Origin of the sequence: Stenotrophomonas indicatrix, from assembly GCF_050573115.1 — a bacterium.
Taxonomy (GTDB): Bacteria; Pseudomonadota; Gammaproteobacteria; order Xanthomonadales; family Xanthomonadaceae; genus Stenotrophomonas; species Stenotrophomonas lactitubi_A.
Map to the genome: position 1 here is coordinate 256,617 of NZ_JBNYZT010000002.1, position 24,466 is coordinate 281,082.

The window sequence follows — 24,466 nt, forward strand, 5'->3', positions numbered from 1 at the left end:
AGCAGCCGGCTCTACCTCCATGCGTTCACCAGTCGATGGTGCCGGAAATCACCGTCTGCACCTGACCGCCGGACCAGACCTCGCCGTCTTCGTCGACCAACAGGGTCAGGCGCGCATCGTGGCCGACTTCGCGGCCTTGGCTGACTTCGAAGGGCTGGCGGCCGCGCGGCAGGGCATTACGCAGATCCAGCCAAGCCGCCAGCACGGCGTTGGCCGCGCCTGAAGCCGCATCCTCGAAGCGGCGTCCATTGCCGACGAAGGCGCGCACGGCCAGATCGTAGCCTTCGCTGCCATCGGCAAAGGCATAGGCGAACACACCCATGCTGTCGGTCGATTCAGCCAGCGTGGCGATCGCATCCCAATCGGGGCGCAGGGCGCGCAACGCGGCTTCGTCCGCAACCTGCACGACCCACCAGCTGCGTCCGCCCTGCATGCGCGCAGGCGGCAGCGCACCCAGCGGCCAGCCCTGCAGGGCAGGCTGCAGGCGCGGATCGTCGGCAACCGCGGTCTCGGCCAGCTGTGCACGCGGCGTACGGATCGCGATGCGCTGCTGTGCGCCTTCGCCGGTCACCCGCAGTGGCAGCGCCCCGGCGATGCCGTCCTGCACCAGTACCCCGTTGACCGGCACGGCGATGCCTGCCTGCAGCGCCGCATGGGCAGTGCCAACGCTGGGATGGCCGGCGAACGGAACTTCCTTCTGCGGGCTGAACATGCGCAGCCGATAGCTGGCGCCGGCCGCCTGTGGCGGGAATACGAAGGTGGTTTCGGGCAGGCGGGTCCAGCGGGCGATGGCCTGCATTGCCGCATCGTCCAGGCCCTCGGCATCGAGCACGACAGCCAGCGGATTGCCAGCGCCCGGGCGCGGGGAAAACACATCCAGCTGCAGGAAACGGCGTGCGGACATCAGGCGGGAACTCCAGGAAACAGGCCGCATAGGGTAGCGCGGGGGCATGCCCCCGCGAGCGCGCAGCGCGGCATGCCGCCGGGCGTGGCCCGGCGCTACCAGCGGATGTGGCCGTCGATCACCGGCTGCACCTGGCCACCGATCCATACCGAGCCCTGCGCATCGACGGTGACCTGGACGCGGCCGTCGCGGCCAACCTCGCGGCCTTGGCTGGCGACGTAGCTGCCGTTTTCGCCGGGCAGGGCATTGCGCTGCCGCAGCCAGGCGCCGATCAGCGCATTGGCGCTGCCGGTCACCGGATCCTCGGGCACGTTGGGCGCATCCGCAGGGCAGAACGCACGCACCACCAGATCATGGTCGGCACCGGGTTCGAGCGCGAACACGGCTACGCCGAGCGCATCGGTGGCCATGCTCCAGTCGCGCAGGGCCGCCATGTCCGGTACCAGCGTGCGCACGGCGTGGGCATCGCGCACCGGCAGCAGCCACCAGCGCGGGCCGTTGTCCCACAGTTCGGCGCACTGGCCTTCGGCGGTAGCGGCGCGCAGGGTTTCAGGAACGGCGCCTGGGGCTGTCGGCAGCAGGCGCGCCACCGGGCTGGCCAGCTGGACGATGGGCGCGTCGGTCGGGCCGGTGACCTGCACCGGCAGCAGGCCGGCCGCGCATTGCTGTACCAAGGCCCCGTCGCGCGGCTGCACCAGGCCGCAGGTGACCGCGGCCCAGGCGGCGCCCACGCTGGGATGGCCGGCGAAGGGCAGCTCGCTGGCGGGGGTGAAGATGCGGACGTGGTAGTCGGCGCCGGCAGCGGTGGGGCGCAGGAAGAACACGGTCTCGGACAGGTTCAGCCAGGCGGCCAGGGCCTGCATGCTCTCGGTTGACAGCCCATCCGCGTCGAACACGACACCGAGCGGGTTGCCGGTACCGGGGTGGTGGGCGAAGACATCGAGCTGCAGGTAGCGGTAGGCGGTCATTGACGGGTGTATTGGGCTTAGAATCGAAGGTTCCGCCCCCAAGGGCGGCTTCCCCACATTACACATAGCCTATCCATGTCAGCTTCCCCCCTTGTCGATCGTTGGATCGTACTGAAGTTCGGCGGCACCTCGGTGTCGCGTCGCCACCGCTGGGACACGATCGGGAAGCTGGCGAAAAAACGGGCGGAAGAGACTGGCGCGCGCGTGCTGGTGGTGGTTTCGGCACTGTCCGGGGTCACCAACGAACTGACCGCGATTGCCGATGGCGCGCCGGACAGCCGTGATCGCGTGGCTGCGCTGGTCGAACGCCACCAGGGCTTCCTGGAAGAGCTGGGCCTGGGCACCGAGGTGCTGGCCGAGCGCCTGGCCGCGCTGCAGGGCCTGCTGGACGACCCGCGTGCGCCCAGCCGACCGCTGGACTGGCAGGCCGAAGTACTGGGCCAGGGTGAACTGCTGTCTTCCAGCCTGGGTGCAGCGTACCTGCGTGCCAGCGGCCTGGATTTCGGCTGGATGGATGCGCGCCAGTGGCTGGACGCGCTGCCGCCGCAGCCGAACCAGAGCGACTGGTCGCAGCGCCTGTCGGTGAACTGCCAGTGGCGTGCCGATGCGGAATGGGCGCAGCGCTTCCGTGCGCAGCCCACCCGCCTGCTGATCACCCAGGGCTTCATCTCGCGCCATGCCGACGGCGGTACCGCCATTCTCGGCCGCGGCGGCTCGGATACCTCGGCGGCGTACTTCGGTGCGCTGCTCGGCGCCAGCCGCGTGGAGATCTGGACCGACGTGCCGGGCATGTTCAGCGCCAATCCCAAGGACGTGCCGGATGCGCGCCTGTTGACCCGCCTGGACTATTACGAAGCGCAGGAAATCGCCACCACCGGCGCCAAGGTGCTGCACCCGCGCTCGATCAAGCCGTGCCGCGATGCCGGCGTGCCGATGGCGATCCTCGACACCGAGCGCCCCGAACTGCCGGGTACCAGCATCGACGGCAACGCCGCGCCGGTGCCGGGGGTGAAGGCGATCAGCCGCCGCAACGGCATCGTGCTGGTATCGATGGAAGGCATCGGCATGTGGCAGCAGGTCGGCTTCCTCGCCGATGTATTCGGCCTGTTCAAGAAACACGGCCTGTCGGTGGACCTGATCGGTTCGGCCGAGACCAACGTCACCGTGTCGCTGGACCCGTCCGAGAACCTGGTCAACACCGATGTGCTGGCCGCACTGTCGGCCGACCTGTCGCAGATCTGCAAGGTCAAGGTGATCGTGCCGTGCGCGGCGATCACCCTGGTCGGCCTGGGCATGCGCTCGCTGCTGCACAAGCTGTCGGACGTGTGGGCGACCTTCGGTCGTGAGCGCGTGCACATGATCTCGCAGTCGTCCAACGACCTGAACCTGACCTTCGTCATCGACGAGGCCGATGCCGATGGCCTGCTGCCGATTCTGCACGCCGAGCTGATCGACAGCGGCGCGATGCCGGTGGAAGAGACCGAAGTGTTCGGCCCGCGCTGGCGCGAAATCGCCGGCACCGTGCGCCCGCGCGGTACGCCGTGGTGGCGTGGCCAGCGTGCGCACCTGCTGCAGCTGGCCGATGCCGGCACCCCGCGCTACGTCTATCACCTGCCGACGGTACGGGCACGTGCGCGTGCGCTGGCGGCGATCAAGCCGATCGACCAGCGTTACTACGCGATCAAGGCCAACAGCCATCCGGCCATCCTGCAGCTGCTGGAAGCCGAAGGTTTCGGCCTGGAGTGCGTGTCGCACGGTGAGCTGAAGCATGTGTTCCAGGCCATTCCGGAACTGTCGCCCAAGCGCGTGCTGTTCACCCCCAGCTTCTGCCCGCGCAGCGAGTACGAAGCGGCGTTCGCGCTGGGCGTGACTGTCACTGTCGACAACGTCGAAGCCCTGCAACGCTGGCCGGACCTGTTCCGCAACCGCGAGCTGTGGCTGCGCGTGGACCTGGGCCGTGGCGAAGGCCATCACGCCAAGGTCCGCACCGGTGGCAAGGAATCCAAGTTCGGCCTGCCGATCGCGCGCGTGGACGAGTTCGTGCGCGCGGCCACCGAGCTGGGCACCCGCGTGGTCGGTCTGCATGCGCACTTGGGCAGTGGCGTGGAAACCGCCCAGCACTGGCGCCTGATGTGCGATGAGCTGGCCGGTTTCGCCCGCCGCATCGGCAGCGTGCAGACCATCGACATCGGTGGTGGCCTGCCGATTCCGTACAGCGACGAAGACGAGCCGTTCGACCTGGAGGCGTGGGCTGAGGGCCTGGCCGAGGTCAAGGCGCTGCACCCGGCGTTCCGCCTGGCGATCGAGCCGGGCCGCTTCCTGGTGGCCGAATCGGGCGTGCTGCTGACCCATGCCACCCAGGTGGTGGAGAAGGACGGCGTGCGCCGTGTCGGCCTGGATGCCGGCATGAACACGCTGATGCGCCCGGCCCTGTACGACGCCTGGCACGACATCGAAAACCTCAGCCGCCAGGGCGGTTACGCCGAAGCGGCGTTCGATGTGGTCGGCCCGATCTGCGAATCCAGCGATGTGTTCGGCAAGCGCCGCAAGCTGCCGGTGTCGACCGCGCCGGACGATGTGATGCTGATCGCCGACGCCGGTGCCTACGGCTATGTGATGTCCAACACCTACAACCAACGGGCGATGCCGCGCGAGGACGTGATCGAATGATCGCCTCCTTCCGCGCCCTGCACCCGCCCACCGACACGTCCCGCGCCTGCGCGCGGGCACGTGCCTGACCGTGCTTGAACTGGATTCACCATGACTGCTTTCGATAAACACCAGGTTTCCCGCTTCCGCTTCGTCCGCTGCGAATTCGCCGCGGACACCGGCGTGGCCAAGCTGGTCTACGCCTTCGATGACGGCCCGGAAATGGTGGAAACCGTTACCGTGCCCGGCGCCCCGTTCGTGCTGGAGCCGGCGCGTGCCGACGCCGTGCATCGCGCGCTGCGGCTGCTGCACCTGATTGCCGGTGTGAGCTACTACAAGGCCGGTGTGCCCGATACGGTCAGCATCGACAGCTACAGCATCGATGCCGATACCGCGGCGCTGGTGGAGACCATCTACCTCAACGGCCTGGGTGAGTTCGCCTACCGCAACGGCCTGAACCTGCGTGGGCGTTTCCGCCTGCCGGTGCAGGGTGAAACGGTGCAGGCACCGGTGCTGGGCCTGCAGGCGCATGCGCTGGTGGCCATCGGTGGCGGCAAGGATTCGCTGGTCAGCATCGAAGCGCTGCGTCGCGCCGGCGTGGACGAGACGGTGACCTGGATTGGTGGTTCGCAGTTGATCCGTGCCTGTGCCGAGCGCACCGGGCTGCCGACGTTGAACCTCGGTCGCGCGCTGGCGCCGGAGTTGTTCGAGCTCAACCGCCAGGGCGCATGGAACGGCCACATCCCGGTGACCGCGGTGAATTCGGCGATCATGGTGCTGGCCGCGCTGCTGCAGGGCGTGGATCAGGTGGTGTTCTCCAACGAACGATCAGCCAGTTACGGCAGCCAGATTCCGGGCACCGGCGAGGTCAATCACCAGTGGTCGAAGGGCTGGGCGTTCGAGCAGGGCTTCGGTATGTACGTGCAGAAACAGGTGGCCGCCGACCTGCAGTACTACTCGCTGCTGCGGCCGATGTCGGAGCTGGCGGTGGCCCGCCAGTTCGCCAAGAGCGATTTCTACGACGCGCATTTCTCCAGCTGCAACCGCAACTTCCACATCCTTGGCGAGCGCCCGGTGAACCGCTGGTGCGGCGTCTGCCCGAAGTGCCACTTCGTGTTCCTGGCGCTGGCCCCGTTCATGCCGAAGACCCGCCTGGTGCGCATCTTTGGCCGCAACCTGCTGGATGACATCGAGCAGGCCGGTGGCTTCGACGCGCTGCTGGAATTCCAGGACCACAAGCCGTTCGAATGCGTGGGCGAAGGCCGCGAATCGCGTGCGGCGATGGCGACTTTGGCACAGCGCCCGGAGTGGAAGGAAGACGCGCTGGTGAAGCGCTTCTGCAATGAAATCCGGCCGCAGCTGGATGCGGCAGAACTGGAGCTGGCACCACTGATGCAGCTGCAGGGCGAACATCGTATTCCGGCGACGCTGTGGGAACGGGTGCGTGAAGATTTCGCAGCTTGAAGGAAAGCGCGTTGCGCTGTGGGGCTGGGGCCGTGAGGGGCGGGCTGCGTTTGCGGTGTTGCGTGCGCGCCTGCCGTCGCTTGGCCTGAGCCTGTTCTGTCCGGCCGGTGAGGTCGAGGCCGCGCGTGCGGAAACGCAGGGCGCGCTGGATGTACGCGGCGAACCCACAGCCGAAGCGCTGGCTTCCTTCGAGGTGGTGATCAAGTCGCCAGGCATCAGCCCGTATCTGCCGATCGCGTTGGCGGCGGCGGAACAGGGCACCGTCTTCATCGGTGGCACGGCGTTGTGGTTTGCCGAACATGCCGACGACGATGGCACCGTGCGCGACACCATCTGCGTGACCGGCACCAAGGGCAAGAGCACCACCACCGCGCTGGTCGCGCACCTGCTGCGCGCAGCCGGGAATCGCACGGGCCTGGTCGGCAACATCGGGCTGCCGTTGCTGGAAGTGCTGGACCCGCAACCCGCGCCTGCGTACTGGGCGGTGGAGCTGTCCAGCTACCAGACCAGTGAGGTCGCGCGTAGCGGTGCGCACCCGCAGGTAGCCGTGGTGCTGAACCTGTTCCCGGAACACCTGGACTGGCACGGCAGTGAACAGCGCTACATCGAAGACAAGCTGCAGCTGGTGACCGGGGCCGCGCCGCGCGTTGCCGTGCTCAATGCCGCAGACCCGCATCTGGCGGCGCTGTCGCTGCCCGCCAGCGAGGTGGTCTGGTTCAACCAGCCGCAGGGCTGGCATATGCGCGGCGACATCGTGCATCGCGGCGAGCAGGCGGTGTTCGATACCCGCAACACGCCACTGCCGGGCCGCCACAACCGCGGCAACCTGTGCGCGGTGCTGGCCGCGCTGGAGGCGCTGGGCCTGGATGCGGTGGCGCTGGCGCCGGCCGTGCAGGATTTCCGGCCGCTGCCGAACCGCCTGCAGCGGATTGGCGAGGCCGATGGCCTCACCTACATCAACGACTCGATCAGCACTACGCCGCATGCCAGCCTGGCTGCGCTGGAGTGCTTCGCCGGCCAGCGCATCGCGCTGCTGGTGGGCGGGCATGATCGCGGCCTGGACTGGACCGACTTCATGCAGCACATGGCGCACGACGTGCCGCCGGTGGAGATCGTGACCATGGGCAGCAACGGCCCGCGCATCCACGCGATGCTGCAGCCGTTGGCCGACGCCGGCCGTTTCGGCCTGCATGCTGCTGCCGATCTGCCCGACGCGATGGCGCTGGCGCGTCGCGCACTGGGCGAGCAGGGTGGGGTGGTGCTGCTGTCGCCGGGGGCGCCGAGCTATGGCGCCTACCGCGATTACGTTGCACGCGGGCGGCATTTCGCCGAACTGGCCGGGTTCGACCCGGACACCATCAGCGCGATTCCGGGGATCGGGATCGCCTGACGGTAGTGCCGGCCGCTGGCCGGCAATCCGGGGTGTCGCATCCACGCATGGCGTGGATCTACTGTAGAGCCGAGCTCACGCTCGGCTGCCTTCATTCGTCTTCGTTGATGAACGCGTAATCGCGATCAATCAACTGCTGCAGGTACGCATCGAAGCTGGGTGCGATCACTGCATAGCTGTCCGGGTCGTGCAGATAGCGCACCACCTGGCCGACGCTGCCGCCGGGTGCGGGATCGAAATCCAGGTACAGCATCGAGGTGCCGCCGTTGTTCATGCAGTGCGAGAAGCACAGGCGACGGCTCATCGGCAGGTCGGCATCGATGCCGGCACCGAGGATCTCCGGTTCTTCATCCAGCCATTCTTCGTAGATGGAGCGGATGCTGTCGTCCCACTGCTGCTGGTCTTCGAAGATCTGCGCCACCGAGCGCAGGTAGTACGGATAGTCGCCGACGTCCGAGCCCAGCATCAGCACGCAGACCTCGCCCTTCGGGTACTGGCGGAAGTGCGTGCCGTCCACGCGCGACAGCAGCTCGACCAGGCTGGCGGGAACCTGCGGCCACTGCGCGCGCAGGCGTTGCAGATCGGCGTCGCTGGCGCCTTCGGTCCATGCCCATTGCGGGGCATCGTCTTCGGGCAAGCGCGGGATCAGGCCGGAGAGAAAGCGTTCGACAGGGTTCATGCAGAAAAGGGGCGGAGGGGATCAGGTGGTATCCAACCACACCTGCGTCACGCAGCCAATGCAGAATGCGACGCGGGAGGGGCGATTACGGCTTAATCCCCTCCGTCCCCTTTTTCTGGAGCAAGCTCATGAACCGTTGGCGTTGCGGTGTGGCGGTGATCCTGGGGCTGGCGGCGATGCCAGCGTGGGCGGCGATGAAGACGCAGCCGGTGGAGTGGAAGCACCAGGGCACGACCTTCAGTGGTGTGCTGGTCTATGACGATGGCGACCACGACAAGCGCCCAGGGCTGGTGATGGTGCCGAACTGGAAGGGCGTGAACGAATCGGCGATTGAAAAGGCCAAGCAGCTGGCTGGCGATGACTACGTGGTGCTGGTGGCCGATGTGTACGGCAAGGGCGTGCGACCGAAGACCGATGCCGAGGCCGGTCCGGTGGCGACCAAGCTGCGCAACGACCGGCCACTGCTGCGGGCGCGGGCGCTGGAGGCGGTCAACGTACTGAAGGCACAAGCGGGCAAGGCGCCGCTGGACGCCAGCCGGATCGGCGCGGTGGGCTTCTGCTTCGGTGGTACCACGGTGCTGGAACTGGCCCGCGCCGGCGCGCCGCTGGCGGGTGTGGTCAGCCTGCATGGCGGGCTCGGCTCGCCATTGCCGGCGCAGGCCGGCGGCAGCCATCCGTCGGTGCTGGTGCTGAACGGTGCCGACGACAAGAGCGTGACCGCCGAGGATATCGGCAGCTTCCAGAAGGAAATGGATGCGGCCAAGGTGGACTGGGAGTTCACCAACTACAGCGGTGCGGTGCACTGCTTTGCCGAGCGCGATGCCAACAGCCCGCCCGGCTGCCAGTACAACGAACGCGCCGCCAAGCGCGCCTGGAAGGCACTGGATGAGTTCTTCGAGGAGCGTTTCGAGACGCGTTGACGCGATACAGAGGTAGTGCCGGCCGCTCGCCGACAACCTCCCGATGCTGCGGGTGCTATCGGGAATGCCGGCCAGCGGCCGGCACTACCGAATGCCGTCAGTGCGAACGCTGTACCGCGTAGCGCGCCAGGCCGCGCAGGGCGGCGACGGCATCGTTCTCGGCCAGGCCGTCGAGCGCGCGTTCGGCGGCTTCGGCATATTCCTCGGCGCGGCGGCGGCTGTAGTCCAGGCCACCGGTCGCGTGAATCGCAGCCAGCACTTCCGGCATCGCCGAGGCGTCGCCGTTCTGCACGATCTCGCGCAGGCGCTGGCGGGTGGCTTCATCCGAATGGGCCATGGCGTGGATCAACGGAAGCGTGGCCTTGCCCTCGGCCAGGTCGTCACCGAGGTTCTTGCCCAGCTCGTCGGCGTTGGCCGAGTAATCCAGCACGTCATCGGCGATCTGGAACGCGTAGCCCAGGTGCATGCCGTAGTCGTACAGGGCCTGCTGGGTGGCTTCATCGACGCCGCTGGCCAGTGCACCCAGGCGGGTACCGGCGGCGAACAGCACCGCGGTCTTGCGCTCGATCACGCGCAGGTAGGCCGCTTCGTCGGTGTCCGGGTTGTGCACGTGCAGCAGCTGCAGCACTTCGCCTTCGGCGATGCGGTTGGTGGTGTCGGCCAGGATCTGCATCACCGACATCCGGTCCAGCTCGACCATCAGCTGGAAGCTGCGCGAGTACAGGAAGTCGCCCACCAGCACGCTGGGCGCGTTGCCCCACAGTGCATTGGCGGTGCTGCGGCCGCGCCGCAGGCTGGATTCGTCTACCACGTCGTCGTGCAACAGGGTGGAGGTGTGGATGAACTCGATGATCGCAGCCAGCTGGTGGTGCTCGGGGCCGGCGCCGCCGACCGCATGGCCGGCCAGCATCACCAGCATCGGCCGCAGGCGTTTGCCGCCCGCGGAAATGATGTGGTCGGCGATCTGGTTGATCAGCACCACATCCGAGGACAGCCGGCGGCGGATCAGGGCATCGACGGCAGCCATGTCGGCTGCGGCAAGCGACTGGATCTGGGACAGGCCCAGGGCGGGACGGGTGTCTTCAGTGATGGTCATGCGATCAGGCTTTCAGGCTCATCCCTGATTATAGGCGTTGCCTGTGAATTGGGGAGGAAACCGGTTCCCAGGCCGCCGCCGGACGCCGCCGACCACGGTGTCCGGCGTGAATACGTATGCAGGCAGCGCCATCGTCGTGGGCCCCCGCTAAGCTTGCGGGAGTTGGTTTTCAGCCCGCTTGCAGCGGGTCCCGCATGCCCGGAGGGGGGCTGTCGATGTCGCACTATCCATGGTGGCGCGGAGCCGTCATCTACCAGATCTACCCGCGCAGTTTCCTCGACGCCAACGGCGACGGGGTAGGCGACCTGCCGGGCATCATCCAGCGCCTGGACCATATCGCCGCCTTGGGCGTGGATGCGATCTGGATCTCGCCGTTCTTCCGATCGCCGATGGCCGACTTCGGCTATGACATCGCCGACTACCGCGATGTCGATCCGCTGTTCGGCAGCCTGGACGACTTCGACCGGCTGCTGGCCAAGGCGCATGGTCTTGGCCTGAAGGTGATGATCGACCAGGTACTCAGCCATACCTCGATCGACCATGCCTGGTTCCGCGAGAGCCGGCAGGACCGCAGCAACCCGAAGGCGGACTGGTATGTGTGGGTGGATCCGCGCGAGGACGGCACCCCGCCCAACAACTGGCTGTCGCTGTTCGGCGGCGGCGCCTGGCAGTGGGAGCCGCGCCGCGAGCAGTACTACCTGCACAACTTCCTGGTGGACCAGCCGGACCTGAATTTCCATCACCCGGAGGTGCAGCAGGCGACCCTGGACAACGTGCGCTTCTGGCTGGACCGGGGCGTGGATGGCTTCCGACTGGATGCGATCAACTTCTGCTTCCATGACGCGCAGCTGCGCGACAACCCGCCCAAGCCGGCCGACAAGCGCGTCGGCCGCGGCTTCAGCGCGGACAACCCGTACGCCTACCAGTACCACTATTACAACAACACCCAGCCGGAGAACCTGCCGTTTCTGGAGCAGCTGCGGGCCCTGCTGGACGAGTACCCGGGGGCGGTGAGCCTGGGCGAGATCTCTTCGGAGGACTCGCTGGCGACCACCGCCGAATACACCCAGGATGGCCGCCTGCACATGGGCTACAGCTTCGAGCTGCTGGTCAACGACTACAGCGCGGGCTACATCCGCGACACGGTGTCGCGACTGGAAGCGGCGATGACCCAGGGCTGGCCGTGCTGGGCGGTGTCCAACCACGATGTGGAGCGGGCGGTCAGCCGCTGGGGCGGGCATCCGGCCGACCCGCGACTGGCGCGGATGCTGGTGGCGCTGCTGTGCTCACTGCGCGGCTCGGTCTGTCTGTACCAGGGCGAGGAGCTGGGCCTGGCCGAGGCCGAGGTGCCGTTCGAGGCGCTGCAGGACCCGTATGGCATCACCTTCTGGCCGAACTTCAAGGGCCGCGACGGCTGCCGCACGCCGCTGCCGTGGATCGACGCGCCGCTGGCCGGCTTCACCACCGGCAAGCCGTGGCTGCCGATCCCGGCCGAGCACCAGGCTGCGGCGGTGGCGGTGCAGGCGCAGGATCCGGATTCAGTGCTGTCGGCGTTCCGTGGCTTCCTGGCCTGGCGCCGCACCCAGCCGGCCCTGCTGCACGGCGACATCCGGTTCCTGGACAGTGCCGAGCCAGTGCTGCTGTTCGAGCGTATGCTTGCAGATGAAACTCTCCTGCTGGCCTTCAACCTGTCGGCCGAGGCGGTGACCCATCCGCTGCCGGCGGGCACCTGGCAGCAGGTGGCCGTACCTGGTCCGGATGCGGGGACGGTGCAGGGCAATGAACTCCAGCTGCCGCCGCGCGCGGTGTATTGCGCACGACGCAGCTGACCGATTTCTCCGGTGGCGGTACTTGCGGGGACGGGGCCGAAGCGCCCCGTCCCTTTTTTGTGGGCGCGGTTCCGGTGCAGAGCATCCACGCATGGCGTGGATCTACTGGAGAGGCGATGTTCCGGTGATCGGCATCCACGCATGGCGCGGATCTACCTGGGGTGTGCCGAATGGATCCCGGTCATGCATGGATGCGATGCCAATCGGGTAGATCCACGCCATGCGTGGATGGGCCTTGCCGATCATCTGTCGGCACGCGCGCAAAAGAAAACCCGCTGCCTGTGCAGCGGGTTTCCGGTCCTGCTTCCTGTGGGATTGCCAGGCATGGCCTGGCACTACTGATCGGCTCGCCGGGCATGGCCCGGCGCTACCGGTGGGGTGATTGCCGGCCAGCGGCCGGCAGTACCGTGCAGGTCAGAACTTGTAGTTCACGCCCAGCATGTAGGTGCGGCCCCACTCGATGTACTCCAGCGGGCGATCCCGCGTGCCGGCGTAGGTGCGGTACGGCTCGTTGGTCAGGTTGCTTCCCTGCAGCAGCAGGGTCAGCCCGCGCAGGCTGCTGCTGTCGCTGAAGGTGTAGCTGATCTGCGCATCGGTCACGTTCTCGCCCACCACGTAGCGCAGGGTGCGGTTGCCGTTGAAGTTGCCGATCTCGCCGATGAAGTCCGAACGGCGGCGCTGGCTCACGCGTGCTTCAAAGCCACTACGCTCGTAGTAGGCAGTGAAGTTGTACACGCGCTTGGACAGGCCGGGCAGGCTGATCGGGTCGGTGCCCACGCTGGACGCGCTTTCCGGATCCAGGATCTGGATGTCGCTCTTGTTGAAGGTCGCGCTGGCCTGCACGCCGAAGCCACGCAGGCTGTCGGTCAGCATGTCCAGCGGGAACGACGCGGTCAGCTCCAGGCCCTTCAGCGTACCGCCCTTGCCGTTCACCGGGGTCGAGAAGGTGCCGGTCGGCAGCACCGGCACCACCATGCCCGGCGGCGGCACATAGTTGCCCAGCAGCCCGGTGAAGTCGTAGTTGTCCACCGACTGGGTGTAGACGTAGCTCTTCAGGTCCTTGTAGAAGATCGCGGCGGCCACGTAGGCCTTTTCGCCGAAGTACTTCTCGTAGGACAGATCCAGCGCGGTGGCGCGCCACGGATCCAGCAGCGGATTGCCGCCACTGCCGCCGGGGCGACCGGTAGCGGTATCCACACCGAACTCCAGGCCGGCCCGCATCTGGTCCACGCGCGGGCGGGCGACCTGCTTGGCTGCGGCAAAGCGCAGGGTCTGCTCGTGCGGGAACATGAAGGCCAGGTTCAAGCTTGGCAGCCAGTCGTTGTACTTGCGGCCATCCGAGTAGGGCTGGATGTTGTTGCCGGCCGCCTGTGAGCTGTCCCAGTAACGCGAGTCCGAGCTCTGGTCGGTGTGCTGCATCTGCACGCCGATGTTGCCGCGCACGCCGACCACGCCGATGTCGGTGTTGATGTTCAGGCGTGCCCAGGCGGTGGTGATCTTTTCCTGCACCGTCCACGACTTGGGAATCAGGTAGTCGAGGTTGTCGACCGGATTGAAGGTCATGTAGCGACCGACCGCGCCCGGCACGTTCCAGGCCGGGATGGTGCCCAGACCGGCGAAGCCGAGGTTGACCGGGCGGTACTGCAGATCCGATGCGATGTTGGCATCGCCCTGCGCGCCCAGCAGGATGTTGCCTTCAGACTGGGTCTTCACCTTGCGGCGGTCGGCATAGTTCACGCCGATATCGAGGTCCGGTGCCCAGGACGCCATTGCTTCCGGCAGGGCGATGGTCGCGGCCAGCTTGCCGCCCTTCAGGCGGTCTTCCACCTTCGGCACCTTGCCGTAACCAGAACCGTAGATGGTGTTGGTCAGGAACAGCGCGTCCGGGTTGGAGTAGTTCAGGCCCGGGCTGATCTGCGAGAAGCCATCCTGGCGGAACTGCACGCCGACCGTATCCAGCTGCGGCATCGGGGTCAGCTGCAGGTTGTTTTCCAGGTTCAGCTCGTCACGGGTGGCCTTGGAGTAGTTCAGGTCGGCGACCAGCTTGACGCTGCCGAAGGTGAACTCGTTGTTCCAGCCGAACGCATCGATCTTGTCCTTGCGCTTGTTGTACATGCCGCGCACCAGCGGGTACACGCCACTGGCGGTGCCGCCGGTGAAGGTGCCATTGGCATTGACCTGCGGATTGCTGACCAGCAGGCCAGGGGTGTAGTTGCCGTTGTAGTTGCTGAGGTTCAGTTCGAACTGGTTGGCGGTGTCGATCTGCTCGGCTTCGGTGTGGAACGCATCGAAGGTGCTGGTCCAGCTGTTGTTCGGCCGGAACTGGATCGTGGCCATCACGCCATCGCGCTTGTTGTTGCCGGTGCGGCGCAACGCCTTGATGCCATCGGTGAAATAGGTGCCAGCGGCAACACCCGGGCGGTTGCCGTTGGTGGTGTGCTCGGTGGTCCACGGCTCGTACAGACCGACCTGGTTTTCCTGGATCGGCATGTCGCTGTGCGCGTAGCCGATGGCGATGCCGAGCGTCTTGTCCAGGAACTGGTCGATGTAGCTGGCGCTGAAGCGGTTGCCGTACGGGTCGGTGTCGGCGGCGCGGCCCAGCGAACTCTTCTGGTAGCGCCCGCTGATCGCGATGACGCGGTCGGGGAAGCTGAGCGGACGCGCGGTCTGCATGTCGATGGTGCCCGACAGGCCCTGGCCGACCAGTGCCGCATCCGGGGTCTTGTACACCGTCACGCCGTTGACCAGCTCGGACGGGTACTGGTCGAACTCGACGCCGCGGTTGTCGCCGGTGCTGACCACTTCACGGCCGTTGAGCAGGGTGGTGGCGAAATCCGGTGACAGGCCGCGCACGCTGATCACCTGCGCACGACCGGCCACACGCTGTGCGGCGAGGCCGGGCAGGCGCGAGATCGATTCGGCGATGCTGACGTCGGGCAACTTGCCGATGTCCTCGGCGGAGATGGCTTCGACCACCGAGGTGGCGTCCTGCTTGGTCGCGATGGCGCTTTCGATGCCGCGTCGGATGCCGGTGACCTGCACGGTATCCAGGTTGGTGGCGGTAGTGCCGGTCGGTGGGGTTGCGGTGGTCTGCGTGGACTGTGCTGCTGCCAGCGACGGCGTCAGTACTACGGCCAACGCGATGCTCAGCGCACTGCGCTTGTGGTTCAACATTTTCCCCTCCCAGGCAATGTTGTAGTGCGATTCGTGGTCGTCCCGATGACGTCGAGGACGTGCGACGCGGTGGCCGCTGTCGTCGCCGCTATGGTAGGCAGCGCGTTCTTCGTGGGAATCACCCTGCATACGTATTCAATGGCGTTTGCAGGGTTGTAATCGATTCCAGACCATCATTCCGGTAGTGCCGGCCGCTGGCCGGCATCGTTGCGATGCGGATGGTTGCCGGCCAGCGGCCGGCACTACCGGGATATTCAAAGCGGGGAGAATCGGATGGCTTGGCCGCCGCCCGGCGCCAGCACCAGGGTGAGTGAATCGGTGCTGCTGACCTCGCGGGTGTCGCGCTTGAAGGCGAATGGATTGCTGCGGAAATCCGCGCCGTCGCCATCGCGGTAGACCTCGGCGCGGTAACGCACGCCCGGCTCCAGGAAGCCCAGCGACACGGGCAGCACGCGGCCGTTCTCATCGGTGATGCTGCCGAGGAACCAGTCGCGGCTGTTGCGGTCGCGGCGCACGATCGTCACGTAGTCGCCGACCTCGCCGTCGAGCACGCGGCTCTGCTCCCAGTCCACCGCGACGTCCTCGATGAAGCGGAACGCGTCGCGGTGCTGCAGGTAGTGCTCGGGCAGGTCAGCGGCCATCTGGATGGGGCTGTACAGCACCACGTACAGGGCGAGCTGGCGGGCCAGCGTGCTGGGAATGGCCTGGCCGTGGCGGCCCTTCAGGCTGAGGATGCCGGGGGTGTAATCCATTGGCCCGGCCAGCATGCGGGTGAACACCAGGTTGACCTCATGCTCGGGCGGATTCGGTGGCTGGCCCCAGGCGTTGTATTCCATGCCACGTGCGCCTTCGCGCGAAATCCAGTTCGGGTAGGTGCGACGCAGGCCAGTGTCCTTGATCGGCTCGTGCGGATTCACCGACAGGCGCCGGCGCGCGGCTTCCTGCACCACCTTCAGGTGATGACGGGCCATGAACTGCCCGTCGTGCCACTCGCGCCACAGCGGGCCGCCGGCCGGGTTGCGGCGATCAACCTGACCGTCGTCGCAGACGTAGCCGGTCTTGAACTGATCCACGCCCAGCCGCGCGTACAGGTCCAGCGCAGTATCCAGCTGGTCTTCGTAGTGCTCGATGGCACAGCCGGTTTCATGGTGACCGATCAGGTGCACGCCCTTTTTCAGCCCATAGGCCGAAAGCGCTTCGATGTCGAAATCCGGCGTGGCGCGGGTGAAGTCGAAGTCGTAGCCGTTGCCGACCCAGTTGCCGTCCCAGCCGGGGTTCCAGCCTTCCACCAGCACGCCACGGAAGCCGTGCGCGGCGGCGAAGTCAATCACCTTCTTCGTCTTGGCGGTGGTCGCAGCGTGCTTCGGCCCGGTCGCCCAGCTTTCTTCATCCAGGTGCATCGACCACCACACGCCCAGGTACTTGGCGGGTTTCACCCAGCTCACATCGCCCAACGCATTGGGCTCGTTGAGGTTGAGGATCAGGTCGGACTCGACCAGCCCGCCAGCGCGGTCGGCAATCTGCAGGGTGCGCCATGGCGTGGCGAAGGGCAGGGCGCGGCGTACCTTCCAGCCTTCGGCCGAAGGCGAAAGCTGCGCGCGCAGGCGCTGGCCCTCGGTGCGGCGCAGCCACATGCCGGCGTAGTCGACCAGGGCCGCTTCATGGATGGCCACGTGCAGGCCGTCGTGGCTGCGCAGGGTCATCGGCGTGTGCACCAGCGGAACTTCGCGCAGCGGCGTGCGCTGGTACAGGTATTCGTAGTGGATCGGCTCGCCCGCGGGTATCCACCAGGCGGTGGACTCCGGTGCGATGGCGAACTCGGTCAGTTCGTCATCGATGATCGCTTCGCGCAGGTTTGGTTGCTCGGGAAACACGTAGCGGAACCCCAGGCCGTCGTCGTAGACGCGGAACACCACGTCCAACCGGCGCTTGCTGCCGGTGGTTTCGGCCAGATGCACGGTCAGTTCGTTGAAGTGGTTGCGGGTGAGGCGGCGCTCGCCCCAGGGCTGTTCCCAGCGGTCGTCGACACTGCGGCGTTCCTGCGCCAGCAGGCTGAAGTCGCGGTCGAGACGACCATCGCGCAGTTCGAAACCCAGTTTCGAATCGGCCACCACGGTCTGGCCGAGGCGCTCGACGCGGTAGCGCGCGGTTCCGCCGTCCAGCACCAGGCTGACCTTCAGTACCTTGTCCGGTGATTCGACGCTGGCGATCTGCGGCGCAGCCGCCTGTGCCAGCGTGGCCAATCCCAGCAGGACCAGGCCGAAGGCGTGCGCGAACACTGCGCGTACCGTTGTGGATGACGTCGGCATTTCCCCTCCCAAGGCGCCGTTGACAGACCCGGACCATAAGCCAGCACGGTAGGCGCGCCTGTACTGCGCGCCATGAATACGTATGCAGCTGGACGCAGCCGACAGCCCCGCGTCTACCATGGGGCCAAGGCACCTTGAGGGAGGTGCCGCGCCCGCACGCCGGCAACGGCAGTGCGGACCCACAACGGTGCAGAGAGGGAGGGAGGTCGACGGGCGCAAGCCGGTCTGCCGCTTCGATGCTGAAGATCATTTGCCTGACCGCTGCCCTGGGGGCAGCGCTGGGGACGACCGCGCACGCGGCCGACCTGACATTCGACGGCCGCCAGGCGCGCGCCGAAGCCGCTGCCAAGGGCAGCTTCGTCCTGCATACGCGCACACCGGAAGGGCGCGGCGAGGTGCGCATCGCCGCCGCGCCCATGCGCAGCCAGACCGGCAGCGTGATGTTCGACGCGCTGTTCGCACTGGCCCAGCAGGAAATGGACCAGGACCGGGTGGATGCCATCCGTGATCCGGCCTTCGACGAAGGCCGTCCGGTGCCGTGCGAGTGCTTCCAGACCGGCGCGCGCTGGCCGTACGTGTGGACGCGCGACGTCAGCTTTGCTGCCGACCTGGCGCTGGCCAAGCTGGACCCGAAGCGTACCCGGCAGTCACTGCAGTTCAAGTTGTCGGCGGCGCGCGACGGGCATACGCCTGGCCTGTTCGTGGCCCAGGACACCGGCTCCGGCGGCAGCTGGCCGATCAGCAGCGACCGCGTGGTGTGGTTCCTGGCCGCACGCCACCTGGTCGATGACCCTGCGTTTGCCGAGCAGGTCTGGCAGGCGCTGCAGGGCACGCTGGCGCAGGATCGAGCGATGGTGTTCGACGCGCAGATGGGCCTGTATCGCGGTGAGACCTCGTTCCTCGATTGGCGCGAGCAGACCTATCCGGACTGGACACGCGAGGACGTGCGCTTCATCGGCGACTCCTACGCACTGTCCACCAACGTGCTGCATTACCAGGCACTGCGCTTGGCGCAGCAGATGGCCGCGCAGCTGGGCGACGAACGCAGCGAACAGTACAAGGGCTGGGCCGACGCACTGGCGGTGCAGATCGACACACGGTTCTGGCGCGAAGACATGGGCCAGTACATGAGTTACATCGGCGAAGCGGCGCATCCGGTGCCGTACGCCAAGATCGATCTGCTCGGCCTGTCGCTGGGCATCCTCGCCGACGTGCTGCCTGCTGAGCGCGCGCGCCGTGCGCTGGCGGGCTATCCGATGGGTGCTGCCGGCAGTCCGGTGGTATGGCCGCAGGAGGCGCAGCAGCCGATCTACCACAACCGCGCGATCTGGCCGTTCGTCAGCGCGTACTCGCTGCGCGCGGCGCGCAAGGTGGACGATGCGCCGCGCATTGCCGCCGAGATCCGCTCGTTGATGCAGGGGGCGGCGTTGGCTGGATCCAACATGGAGAACTACGAGCTGGTCACCCAGGCTGTGCACGTGGACGAAGGTGCCTTGAGTGGTCCGGTGGTCAACTCCGAGCGCCAGTTGTGGTCGGTGGCCGGCTATCTGTCGATGGTGACCGAGGGCGTGTTCGGCGTGCAGGACGACGGTCGCGTGCAGCCCAAGCTGCCGGCCGAGCTGGTGCCGGAGCTGTTCGGAAAGCAGAAGCGGATCAGTCTCGAGTCGGGCGGCAAGCGCTATGTGCTGGAGCGCCCGAAGCAGGTGGGCGCTGGCTTGCTGGTCGCGGGCAAGACGCGCACGCGCGGCGCCACGACGACCGTGCAGCTGGTCGCCGCGCCGGCAGCGGCGAACCGTGATGTGCCGCGCGCCGATGCCAATGCACGTGCGCCGGCCACGCCGCTGGCGCCGCAGGCAAAGCGCAGTGGCAAGGGCTGGACCGTCGCAGTCGCCGCCGGACAGGTGCTGTGGCAGGACGGTGTCGTGGCCACTGTCAGCAAGGGCCAGGTGCGCGTCGGCGATGATGGCCTGCAGCACTGCCTGAGCCTGACCCGTCGCGAAGGTGGGCTGGAATCACTGCACAGCCCGATGGTCTGCGTCGGTCCGCAGCAGGTGCTGCGTGGCAGCCGGCAGTGGCAGTTCAACGCCGCCAAGGCGGGCCACGTGCGCCTGCGCCTGCAGTACACCAACTCGAACGGCCCGATCAACACCGGTGTGACTGCGGCGGTGAAACAGCTGGCCGTGCAGTGCAAGGGCCAGCCGCTCCAGCGGCACACGGTGACGCTGCCGCACAGCGTGGCGGCGCAGGACTCGACCGCCGCAACCTTCGCGGTGCCCAAGGGGCGCTGCACGGTCACCCTGGAAGAGGGCTTCAACATGAGCGCGCTGCAGCACTTCGCGCACTACACCGGCGGCAAGGGCGGGCGCGACGGCGTGCTCAACCAGGCCCAGGTGCAGGCGCTGAAGGTCGCGCCGGTGGCGGCAGCAGAGGACGCACGATGAGTCGTCCTGCAAAGCCGCAGTTGTCGTTCTGGCAGATCTGGAACATGTGCTTCGGCTTCCTTGGCATTCAGTTCGGCTTTGCCCTGCAGAACGCCAACGCCAGCCGCATCTTCGAAACGCTGGGTGCGGACATGGAGGCGGTGCCGGGGCTGTGGATCGCCGCACCGCTGACCGGTCTGCTGGTGCAGCCGGTGATCGGCTACCTGTCCGACCGCACCTGGACGCGCTGGGGACGGCGCCGCCCGTTCTTCATGATCGGCGCGGTGCTGACCACGCTGGCCCTGCTGGTGATGCCGAACTCGCCAACGCTGTGGATCGCGGCCGGCACGCTGTGGGTGCTGGATGCCTCGATCAACGTGTCGATGGAGCCGTTCCGCGCCTTCGTCGGCGACCAGCTGGCACCGCGGCAGCGCCCGGCTGGCTATGCGATGCAGAGCTTCTTCATCGGCATCGGTGCCATCGTTGCCAGCTTCCTGCCCTTCATCCTGGCCCACTTCGGCGTTGCCAACACGGCAGCGGCGGGCGAGGTGCCCGACACTGTGCGCTATGCGTTCTACTTCGGCGCGGTGGTGCTGCTGGCGGCGATCACCTGGACGGTGGTCAGCACACGTGAGTATTCGCCCGACGAGCTGGCCAGCTTCGATGACGCCGAACCACCGGCGCACCACGCCGGCACTGCGGTCACCGGCCCTGCGCCGTGGGCGCAGGTTGCGCTGTGGCTGGGGCTCGGCGTGCTGCTGGCGGCGCTGATCGCGTGGCGCCAGGGCGACAAGATGCTGTATGTGCTGGCCGGCCTGTGCGCGGGCTACGGTGCACTGCTGGCGGCGGCACGGGTACTGCCGGGCACGCACATGCTGGCCGCCATCGTCGGCGACCTGCGTGCGATGCCGATCACCATGCGCCGGCTGGCCTGGGTGCAGTTCTTCTCGTGGTTCGCCCTGTTCGCGATGTGGATCTTCACCACGCGTGCAGTGGCCGGCATGCACTTCGGCTCCACCGACGTCGAATCGGCGGCCTACAACGAAGGCGCCAACTGGGTGGGCGTGCTGTTCGGTGCCTACAACGGCTTCGCCGCACTGGCCGCGCTGCTGATCCCACCGATGGTGCGGGCGATCGGCCTGCGTTGGAGCCACCTGGTCAACCTGTGGCTGGGCGGGGCAGGGCTGATCTCGATGATGTTCATCGACGATCCGCAGTGGCTGCTGCTGTCGATGGTCGGCGTGGGTTTTGCCTGGGCCTCGATCCTTTCATTGCCCTATGCGCTGCTGTCGGACAGCGTTCCGGCGGCGAAGATGGGCGTGTACATGGGCATCTTCAATTTCTTCATCGTGATCCCGCAGCTGGTCGCGGCCAGCGCGCTCGGTTTCGCCCTGCGCGCATGGCTGGGAGGCCAGCCGATGCATGTACTGGTGCTGGGTGGCTGCAGTCTGTTGATTGCGGGTCTGTGCGTGTTGCGGGTTCCGTCCCGTCCGGAGGTGGTGTGATGCGTGGTGTCTTGTCTGTTGCTGTATCCCTTGTGCTGTTCGCTGGCCACGCTGCGGCTGCGCCACGCCCTGCCTATGTCGGCACCACCGAACCGTTCGCCGGCGACGCGGTGTACTTCGTAGTCACCGACCGCTTCGTCAACGGCGATCCGTCCAACGATCACCGCGACCAGGGCGGCAAGCGCCGCACGTTCGATATCCCGGTGCCGTGCCCGGACAAGGTGGACGGCAACATCGGTTATCTCGGTGGCGATTTCCGCGGCGTGCTCGACAATGCCGACTACATCCGCAACCTCGGCTTCGGCGCGGTGTGGATCACGCCCATCGTCGACAACCCGGATGAAGCCTTCACCGGCAGCAAGCCGATCAGCTGCACCAGTACCCTGACCGACCGTGGCAAGACCGGCTACCACGGCTATTGGGGCATCAACTTCTACAAACTTGACGAACACCTGCCAAGCAAGGACCTGGACTTTGCAGGGTTGACCAAGGGCCTGCACGGCGCTGGCCTGAAGGTGGTGCTGGACATCGTCGGCAACCATGGTTCGCCGGCCTGGACCATGCCCAAGCGGCAGCCGCAGTTCGGCCAGATCTTCGACAAGGACGGGAGGCTGATTGCCGACCACCAGAACCTGCCGCCACAGAAGCTGGACCCGAAGCACAATCCGCTGCACGCGTTCTACAACAACATCGGCCCAGTCGACAGCAAGGACGGCTCGATCTTCGATGGCAACCTGGCGGAGCTGAGCGACTTCAACCAGGACAACCCGGCGGTGATGGACTACCTGGTGGGGGCCTACCTGCAGTGGACCGCGCAGGGCGTGGACGCGCTGCGCATCGATACCATCGGCTGGCTGCCGCATCCGTGGTGGCACGAGTTCGTCAACCGCATCCGCGCGCAGCACCCGGGCATGTTCATGTTCGGCGAAGCGTTCGACTACAACGCCGCCAGCATCGCCGAACACACCTGGCCGGCCAACGCCAATGTCAGCGTGCTCGACTTCCCGCTGCGCGGCGCGCTGGAGCAGGCCTTCGGCAGCGCCGGCAAGGGCTTTGAAACGCTGGCTGAGCCGCTGCACCTGACCGGTGGCCCGTACGCCAACCCGTACGAGCTGATGAGCTTCTACGACAACCACGACATGCCGCGTCTGCAGGCCAACGACAACGGCTTCATCGACGCGCATAACTGGCTGTTCACCGCACGTGGTATTCCGGTGGTCTATTACGGATCGGAAACCGGCTTCATGCGCGGCCGCGCCGAGCACGCCGGCAACCGTGCCTACTTCGGCCAGCCGCGGGTGGATGCAGCCCCGCAGAGCCCGATCTTCGCCCCGCTGCAGCGCATCGCCAAGCTGCGCGAGAGTACGCCTGCGTTGCAGCGCGGCCTGCAGGTGAACGAACGTCTGCAGGGCGATGAAGCGGTGTTCTTCCGCGTGCTGCAGCACGGCGACGTGGCGCAGACCGCGCTGGTGCTGCTGAACAAGGCCGATGCCGCGAAGACCTTCAGCGTGGACCGCTACCTGCAGTCCGGCCTCTGGCGCGACGCGCTGGACGGCGGCCAGGTGACGGTGAAGGGCAGCCTGAAGGCGGAGGTGCCGGCGCACGGGGTGAAGGTGTTTGTGCTGGATGCGGACGTGCAGCAGCCGGCCCTGCAGGCCGAACTGGACAAGGCCGTGGCCGACCAGCAGGCGCGCGATCAGCGACTGAAGCGCTGACCGCCCACGGGGCCTCGCAAACGGTGATGCTGGCCGCTGGCCGGCAACCTCCGTGTCGTTGGAGCCAATGCAGTTGCCGGCCAGCGGCCGGCACTACCCGGTGAGGCGGCATCCGGCACAATAGGCATCCCCTGATGCCGCGCCTGTACTGCCATGACCAACCTTGCCCCGCAGACCCCGATCGAAACCCTGCTCAAGGCCGCGATGGATGGAACAGTGCCGATCCGGGCATTCATGGAGGCCTTCGTTGCTTCCCAGGTGGTGCTGCTGACGGGCAGCCTGGTCACGCCCGATGGGAGTGGCTTCGATCCGCTGCTGTTCGACAAGCAGGGCACCCTGCACGTGGCCGTGTTCACCGATCCGGCGCGGGTGGGCATCTACAGCCAGCAGGCCGAGCATCAGGTCCGCTGGCTGATGCTGGACGTGCTGCGCCGCGTGCCGGGCGGCTACGGCGTGGTGATCAACCCGGGTACTACGCTGGGCTTCGAGATCTCGCCCAGCGGCGTCGGCGAGATCCTGAAGGACTTCGCGCAGGGCTGAGGTGCAGATCGCCGCGGAGCCGATCCCATGCACGGCTTGGTTGATTGCAACAATTTGCAGTGACTGCAGACGTGAAGCATGCTTTCCTGAAGGACGATCAGGACAGCGAGGTTACCCATGGAGTTCAGGATGCTGGCGCCAGCGGCGCCGGAGTGCGAGCAGCTGGCGCAGTGGTATCACGCGCAGTGGGGAAAGGATGCAGGCTTCACTCTGGAAGATGAGCGTCTGCGGCTGCGCAAGCCCAAGGACGCGCAGGGATTCCCGCATCTGCTGGCGGCAATCGACGATGGGCAGGTGGTCGGCGCCGCGCAGCTCAAGCGCGGTGAGATGCCCGGTTTTCCCGAGTATGAGCACTGGCTGGGAAGTGTGTATGTGGCCGACAGCCAACGCGGACGAGGGTTGGCCAGCACGCTTGTCGAACGCGCAGTGAAGCACGCCCGGTCGATGGGCATATCGCAGCTCTACCTGCAGACCGAGTCGCTGGACGGTGGTCTGTATGCGCGATTGGGGTGGAAGCCCGTCGTCGAGTCCAACACGCGTGGCTTCCCGGTGCTGGTGATGGTCCGCGGGTTGAGCGCATGAGCACCGCCTCGGCCCGCCATTCCCGTCTTGCCCTGGTCTTCCTGATCGGCGCCATCGTCGCAGCCCTCATCGCCGCGCCATTGCTGAGCGCGGTCGGCATCGTGCAGTGGCCGGTGTTCGTCATCGCCTGGCTGATCAATCTTGGCGCGGCCTGGCATCTGGGCGTTTGGGCAGGGCTGCAGGGCCGTCCGGAGTTTGCCTTCATGTTGCTGGCTGCACTCGGCACCGTAGCGTCGATCGTGATCTACGTGCTGCTGGCGGTGCTGGGGCCGAAGGCCGGTTCGCAGGGCCCCGCAGCGTAGCCCAGGGCGTCAACCGGGCA

17 protein-coding genes are annotated in these 24,466 nt (G+C 66.9%); 11 read left to right on the top strand and 6 right to left on the bottom strand.

Translation table 11 applies throughout. From position 1 onward, the window contains the following. Positions 1-25 precede the first annotated feature (25 nt). Positions 26-904, bottom strand: coding sequence for a PhzF family phenazine biosynthesis protein (locus tag ACQ5SA_RS07175; RefSeq protein ID WP_499313683.1), 879 nt, complete (start codon positions 902-904; stop codon positions 26-28). A gap of 95 nt (positions 905-999) precedes the next feature. Then, the gene (locus tag ACQ5SA_RS07180; protein WP_499313685.1) at positions 1,000-1,872 is read right to left on the bottom strand and encodes a PhzF family phenazine biosynthesis protein; all 873 of its coding nucleotides are present in this window, start codon (positions 1,870-1,872) and stop codon (positions 1,000-1,002) included. A 75-nt stretch (positions 1,873-1,947) separates the two neighbouring features. On the opposite strand from ACQ5SA_RS07180, the gene ACQ5SA_RS07185 reads away from it, so the two are divergent. The 3 genes from ACQ5SA_RS07185 to murD all read left to right on the top strand — a co-directional run bounded on the left by ACQ5SA_RS07185 (position 1,948) and on the right by murD (position 7,375). Further along, a complete protein-coding gene (locus ACQ5SA_RS07185) occupies positions 1,948-4,542 on the top strand; it encodes a bifunctional aspartate kinase/diaminopimelate decarboxylase (RefSeq protein WP_499313686.1) in 2,595 nt (864 codons plus the stop codon). A gap of 90 nt (positions 4,543-4,632) precedes the next feature. Beyond that, a complete protein-coding gene (murL, locus tag ACQ5SA_RS07190) occupies positions 4,633-5,985 on the top strand; it encodes a UDP-N-acetyl-alpha-D-muramoyl-L-alanyl-L-glutamate epimerase (RefSeq protein WP_499313689.1) in 1,353 nt (450 codons plus the stop codon). Beyond that, a complete protein-coding gene (murD, locus tag ACQ5SA_RS07195) occupies positions 5,966-7,375 on the top strand; it encodes a UDP-N-acetylmuramoyl-L-alanine--D-glutamate ligase (protein ID WP_499313692.1) in 1,410 nt (469 codons plus the stop codon). Before murL ends, murD begins: the two co-directional genes overlap by 20 nt. A 91-nt stretch (positions 7,376-7,466) precedes the next feature. Here murD and ACQ5SA_RS07200 read toward each other — a convergent pair whose 3' ends face one another. After that, entirely contained in the window at positions 7,467-8,054 is a 588-nt protein-coding gene (locus ACQ5SA_RS07200) for an SMI1/KNR4 family protein (protein ID WP_499313694.1), read from the bottom strand. A gap of 128 nt (positions 8,055-8,182) precedes the next feature. On the opposite strand from ACQ5SA_RS07200, the gene ACQ5SA_RS07205 reads away from it, so the two are divergent. Continuing rightward, entirely contained in the window at positions 8,183-8,974 is a 792-nt protein-coding gene (locus ACQ5SA_RS07205) for a dienelactone hydrolase family protein (protein WP_499313696.1), read from the top strand. A gap of 97 nt (positions 8,975-9,071) precedes the next feature. Here ACQ5SA_RS07205 and ACQ5SA_RS07210 read toward each other — a convergent pair whose 3' ends face one another. Beyond that, a complete protein-coding gene (locus ACQ5SA_RS07210; protein WP_499313698.1) occupies positions 9,072-10,070 on the bottom strand; it encodes a polyprenyl synthetase family protein in 999 nt (332 codons plus the stop codon). Positions 10,071-10,285: 215 nt separating this feature from the next. On the opposite strand from ACQ5SA_RS07210, the gene ACQ5SA_RS07215 reads away from it, so the two are divergent. Further along, entirely contained in the window at positions 10,286-11,899 is a 1,614-nt protein-coding gene (locus ACQ5SA_RS07215; RefSeq protein ID WP_499313700.1) for an alpha-glucosidase family protein, read from the top strand. A 414-nt stretch (positions 11,900-12,313) separates the two neighbouring features. Here ACQ5SA_RS07215 and ACQ5SA_RS07220 read toward each other — a convergent pair whose 3' ends face one another. Both ACQ5SA_RS07220 and ACQ5SA_RS07225 read right to left on the bottom strand, forming a co-directional pair. Next, on the bottom strand, positions 12,314-15,073 hold the full coding sequence (locus tag ACQ5SA_RS07220; RefSeq protein ID WP_499313703.1) for a TonB-dependent receptor: 2,760 nt from the start codon (positions 15,071-15,073) through the stop codon (positions 12,314-12,316). 254 nt (positions 15,074-15,327) lie between these two features. Further along, complete coding sequence (locus ACQ5SA_RS07225; protein WP_499313705.1) at positions 15,328-17,382, bottom strand: glycoside hydrolase family 97 protein; 2,055 nt, start codon at positions 17,380-17,382, stop codon at positions 15,328-15,330. 236 nt (positions 17,383-17,618) lie between these two features. Here ACQ5SA_RS07225 and ACQ5SA_RS07230 point away from each other — a divergent pair, with 236 nt between their 5' ends. The 6 genes from ACQ5SA_RS07230 to ACQ5SA_RS07255 all read left to right on the top strand — a co-directional run bounded on the left by ACQ5SA_RS07230 (position 17,619) and on the right by ACQ5SA_RS07255 (position 24,446). Continuing rightward, positions 17,619-19,823, top strand: coding sequence for a glucosidase family protein (locus ACQ5SA_RS07230; protein WP_499313709.1), 2,205 nt, complete (start codon positions 17,619-17,621; stop codon positions 19,821-19,823). Beyond that, entirely contained in the window at positions 19,820-21,307 is a 1,488-nt protein-coding gene (locus ACQ5SA_RS07235) for an MFS transporter (RefSeq protein WP_406779112.1), read from the top strand. Before ACQ5SA_RS07230 ends, ACQ5SA_RS07235 begins: the two co-directional genes overlap by 4 nt. Next, the gene (locus tag ACQ5SA_RS07240) at positions 21,307-23,022 is read left to right on the top strand and encodes an alpha-amylase family glycosyl hydrolase (protein WP_499313710.1); all 1,716 of its coding nucleotides are present in this window, start codon (positions 21,307-21,309) and stop codon (positions 23,020-23,022) included. Before ACQ5SA_RS07235 ends, ACQ5SA_RS07240 begins: the two co-directional genes overlap by 1 nt. 153 nt (positions 23,023-23,175) lie before the next feature. Beyond that, positions 23,176-23,562, top strand: a complete 387-nt coding sequence (locus ACQ5SA_RS07245) for an SseB family protein (protein WP_495211337.1) — start codon at positions 23,176-23,178, stop codon at positions 23,560-23,562. A gap of 117 nt (positions 23,563-23,679) precedes the next feature. Then, a complete protein-coding gene (locus tag ACQ5SA_RS07250; RefSeq protein ID WP_088101569.1) occupies positions 23,680-24,144 on the top strand; it encodes a GNAT family N-acetyltransferase in 465 nt (154 codons plus the stop codon). Then, positions 24,141-24,446 (top strand): hypothetical protein, encoded by a 306-nt coding sequence (locus ACQ5SA_RS07255; RefSeq protein WP_499313713.1) that lies wholly within the window; start codon positions 24,141-24,143, stop codon positions 24,444-24,446. The genes ACQ5SA_RS07250 and ACQ5SA_RS07255 overlap by 4 nt, the downstream gene beginning before the upstream one ends. Positions 24,447-24,466 lie beyond the last annotated feature (20 nt).

What these genes read in the sequence shown, in the direction of transcription:
- ACQ5SA_RS07200 (WP_499313694.1), bottom strand. Translation starts at nt 8,054, where the DNA reads ATGAACCCTGTCGAACGCTTTCTCTCCGGCCTGATCCCGCGCTTGCCC.
- ACQ5SA_RS07255 (WP_499313713.1), top strand. Translation starts at nt 24,141, where the DNA reads ATGAGCACCGCCTCGGCCCGCCATTCCCGTCTTGCCCTGGTCTTCCTG.
- murL (WP_499313689.1), top strand. Translation starts at nt 4,633, where the DNA reads ATGACTGCTTTCGATAAACACCAGGTTTCCCGCTTCCGCTTCGTCCGC.
- ACQ5SA_RS07175 (WP_499313683.1), bottom strand. Translation starts at nt 904, where the DNA reads ATGTCCGCACGCCGTTTCCTGCAGCTGGATGTGTTTTCCCCGCGCCCG.
- ACQ5SA_RS07215 (WP_499313700.1), top strand. Translation starts at nt 10,286, where the DNA reads ATGTCGCACTATCCATGGTGGCGCGGAGCCGTCATCTACCAGATCTAC.
- ACQ5SA_RS07235 (WP_406779112.1), top strand. Translation starts at nt 19,820, where the DNA reads ATGAGTCGTCCTGCAAAGCCGCAGTTGTCGTTCTGGCAGATCTGGAAC.
- ACQ5SA_RS07220 (WP_499313703.1), bottom strand. Translation starts at nt 15,073, where the DNA reads ATGTTGAACCACAAGCGCAGTGCGCTGAGCATCGCGTTGGCCGTAGTA.
- ACQ5SA_RS07240 (WP_499313710.1), top strand. Translation starts at nt 21,307, where the DNA reads ATGCGTGGTGTCTTGTCTGTTGCTGTATCCCTTGTGCTGTTCGCTGGC.
- ACQ5SA_RS07225 (WP_499313705.1), bottom strand. Translation starts at nt 17,382, where the DNA reads ATGCCGACGTCATCCACAACGGTACGCGCAGTGTTCGCGCACGCCTTC.
- ACQ5SA_RS07230 (WP_499313709.1), top strand. Translation starts at nt 17,619, where the DNA reads ATGCTGAAGATCATTTGCCTGACCGCTGCCCTGGGGGCAGCGCTGGGG.
- ACQ5SA_RS07245 (WP_495211337.1), top strand. Translation starts at nt 23,176, where the DNA reads ATGACCAACCTTGCCCCGCAGACCCCGATCGAAACCCTGCTCAAGGCC.
- ACQ5SA_RS07210 (WP_499313698.1), bottom strand. Translation starts at nt 10,070, where the DNA reads ATGACCATCACTGAAGACACCCGTCCCGCCCTGGGCCTGTCCCAGATC.
- ACQ5SA_RS07180 (WP_499313685.1), bottom strand. Translation starts at nt 1,872, where the DNA reads ATGACCGCCTACCGCTACCTGCAGCTCGATGTCTTCGCCCACCACCCC.
- ACQ5SA_RS07185 (WP_499313686.1), top strand. Translation starts at nt 1,948, where the DNA reads ATGTCAGCTTCCCCCCTTGTCGATCGTTGGATCGTACTGAAGTTCGGC.
- ACQ5SA_RS07250 (WP_088101569.1), top strand. Translation starts at nt 23,680, where the DNA reads ATGGAGTTCAGGATGCTGGCGCCAGCGGCGCCGGAGTGCGAGCAGCTG.
- ACQ5SA_RS07205 (WP_499313696.1), top strand. Translation starts at nt 8,183, where the DNA reads ATGAACCGTTGGCGTTGCGGTGTGGCGGTGATCCTGGGGCTGGCGGCG.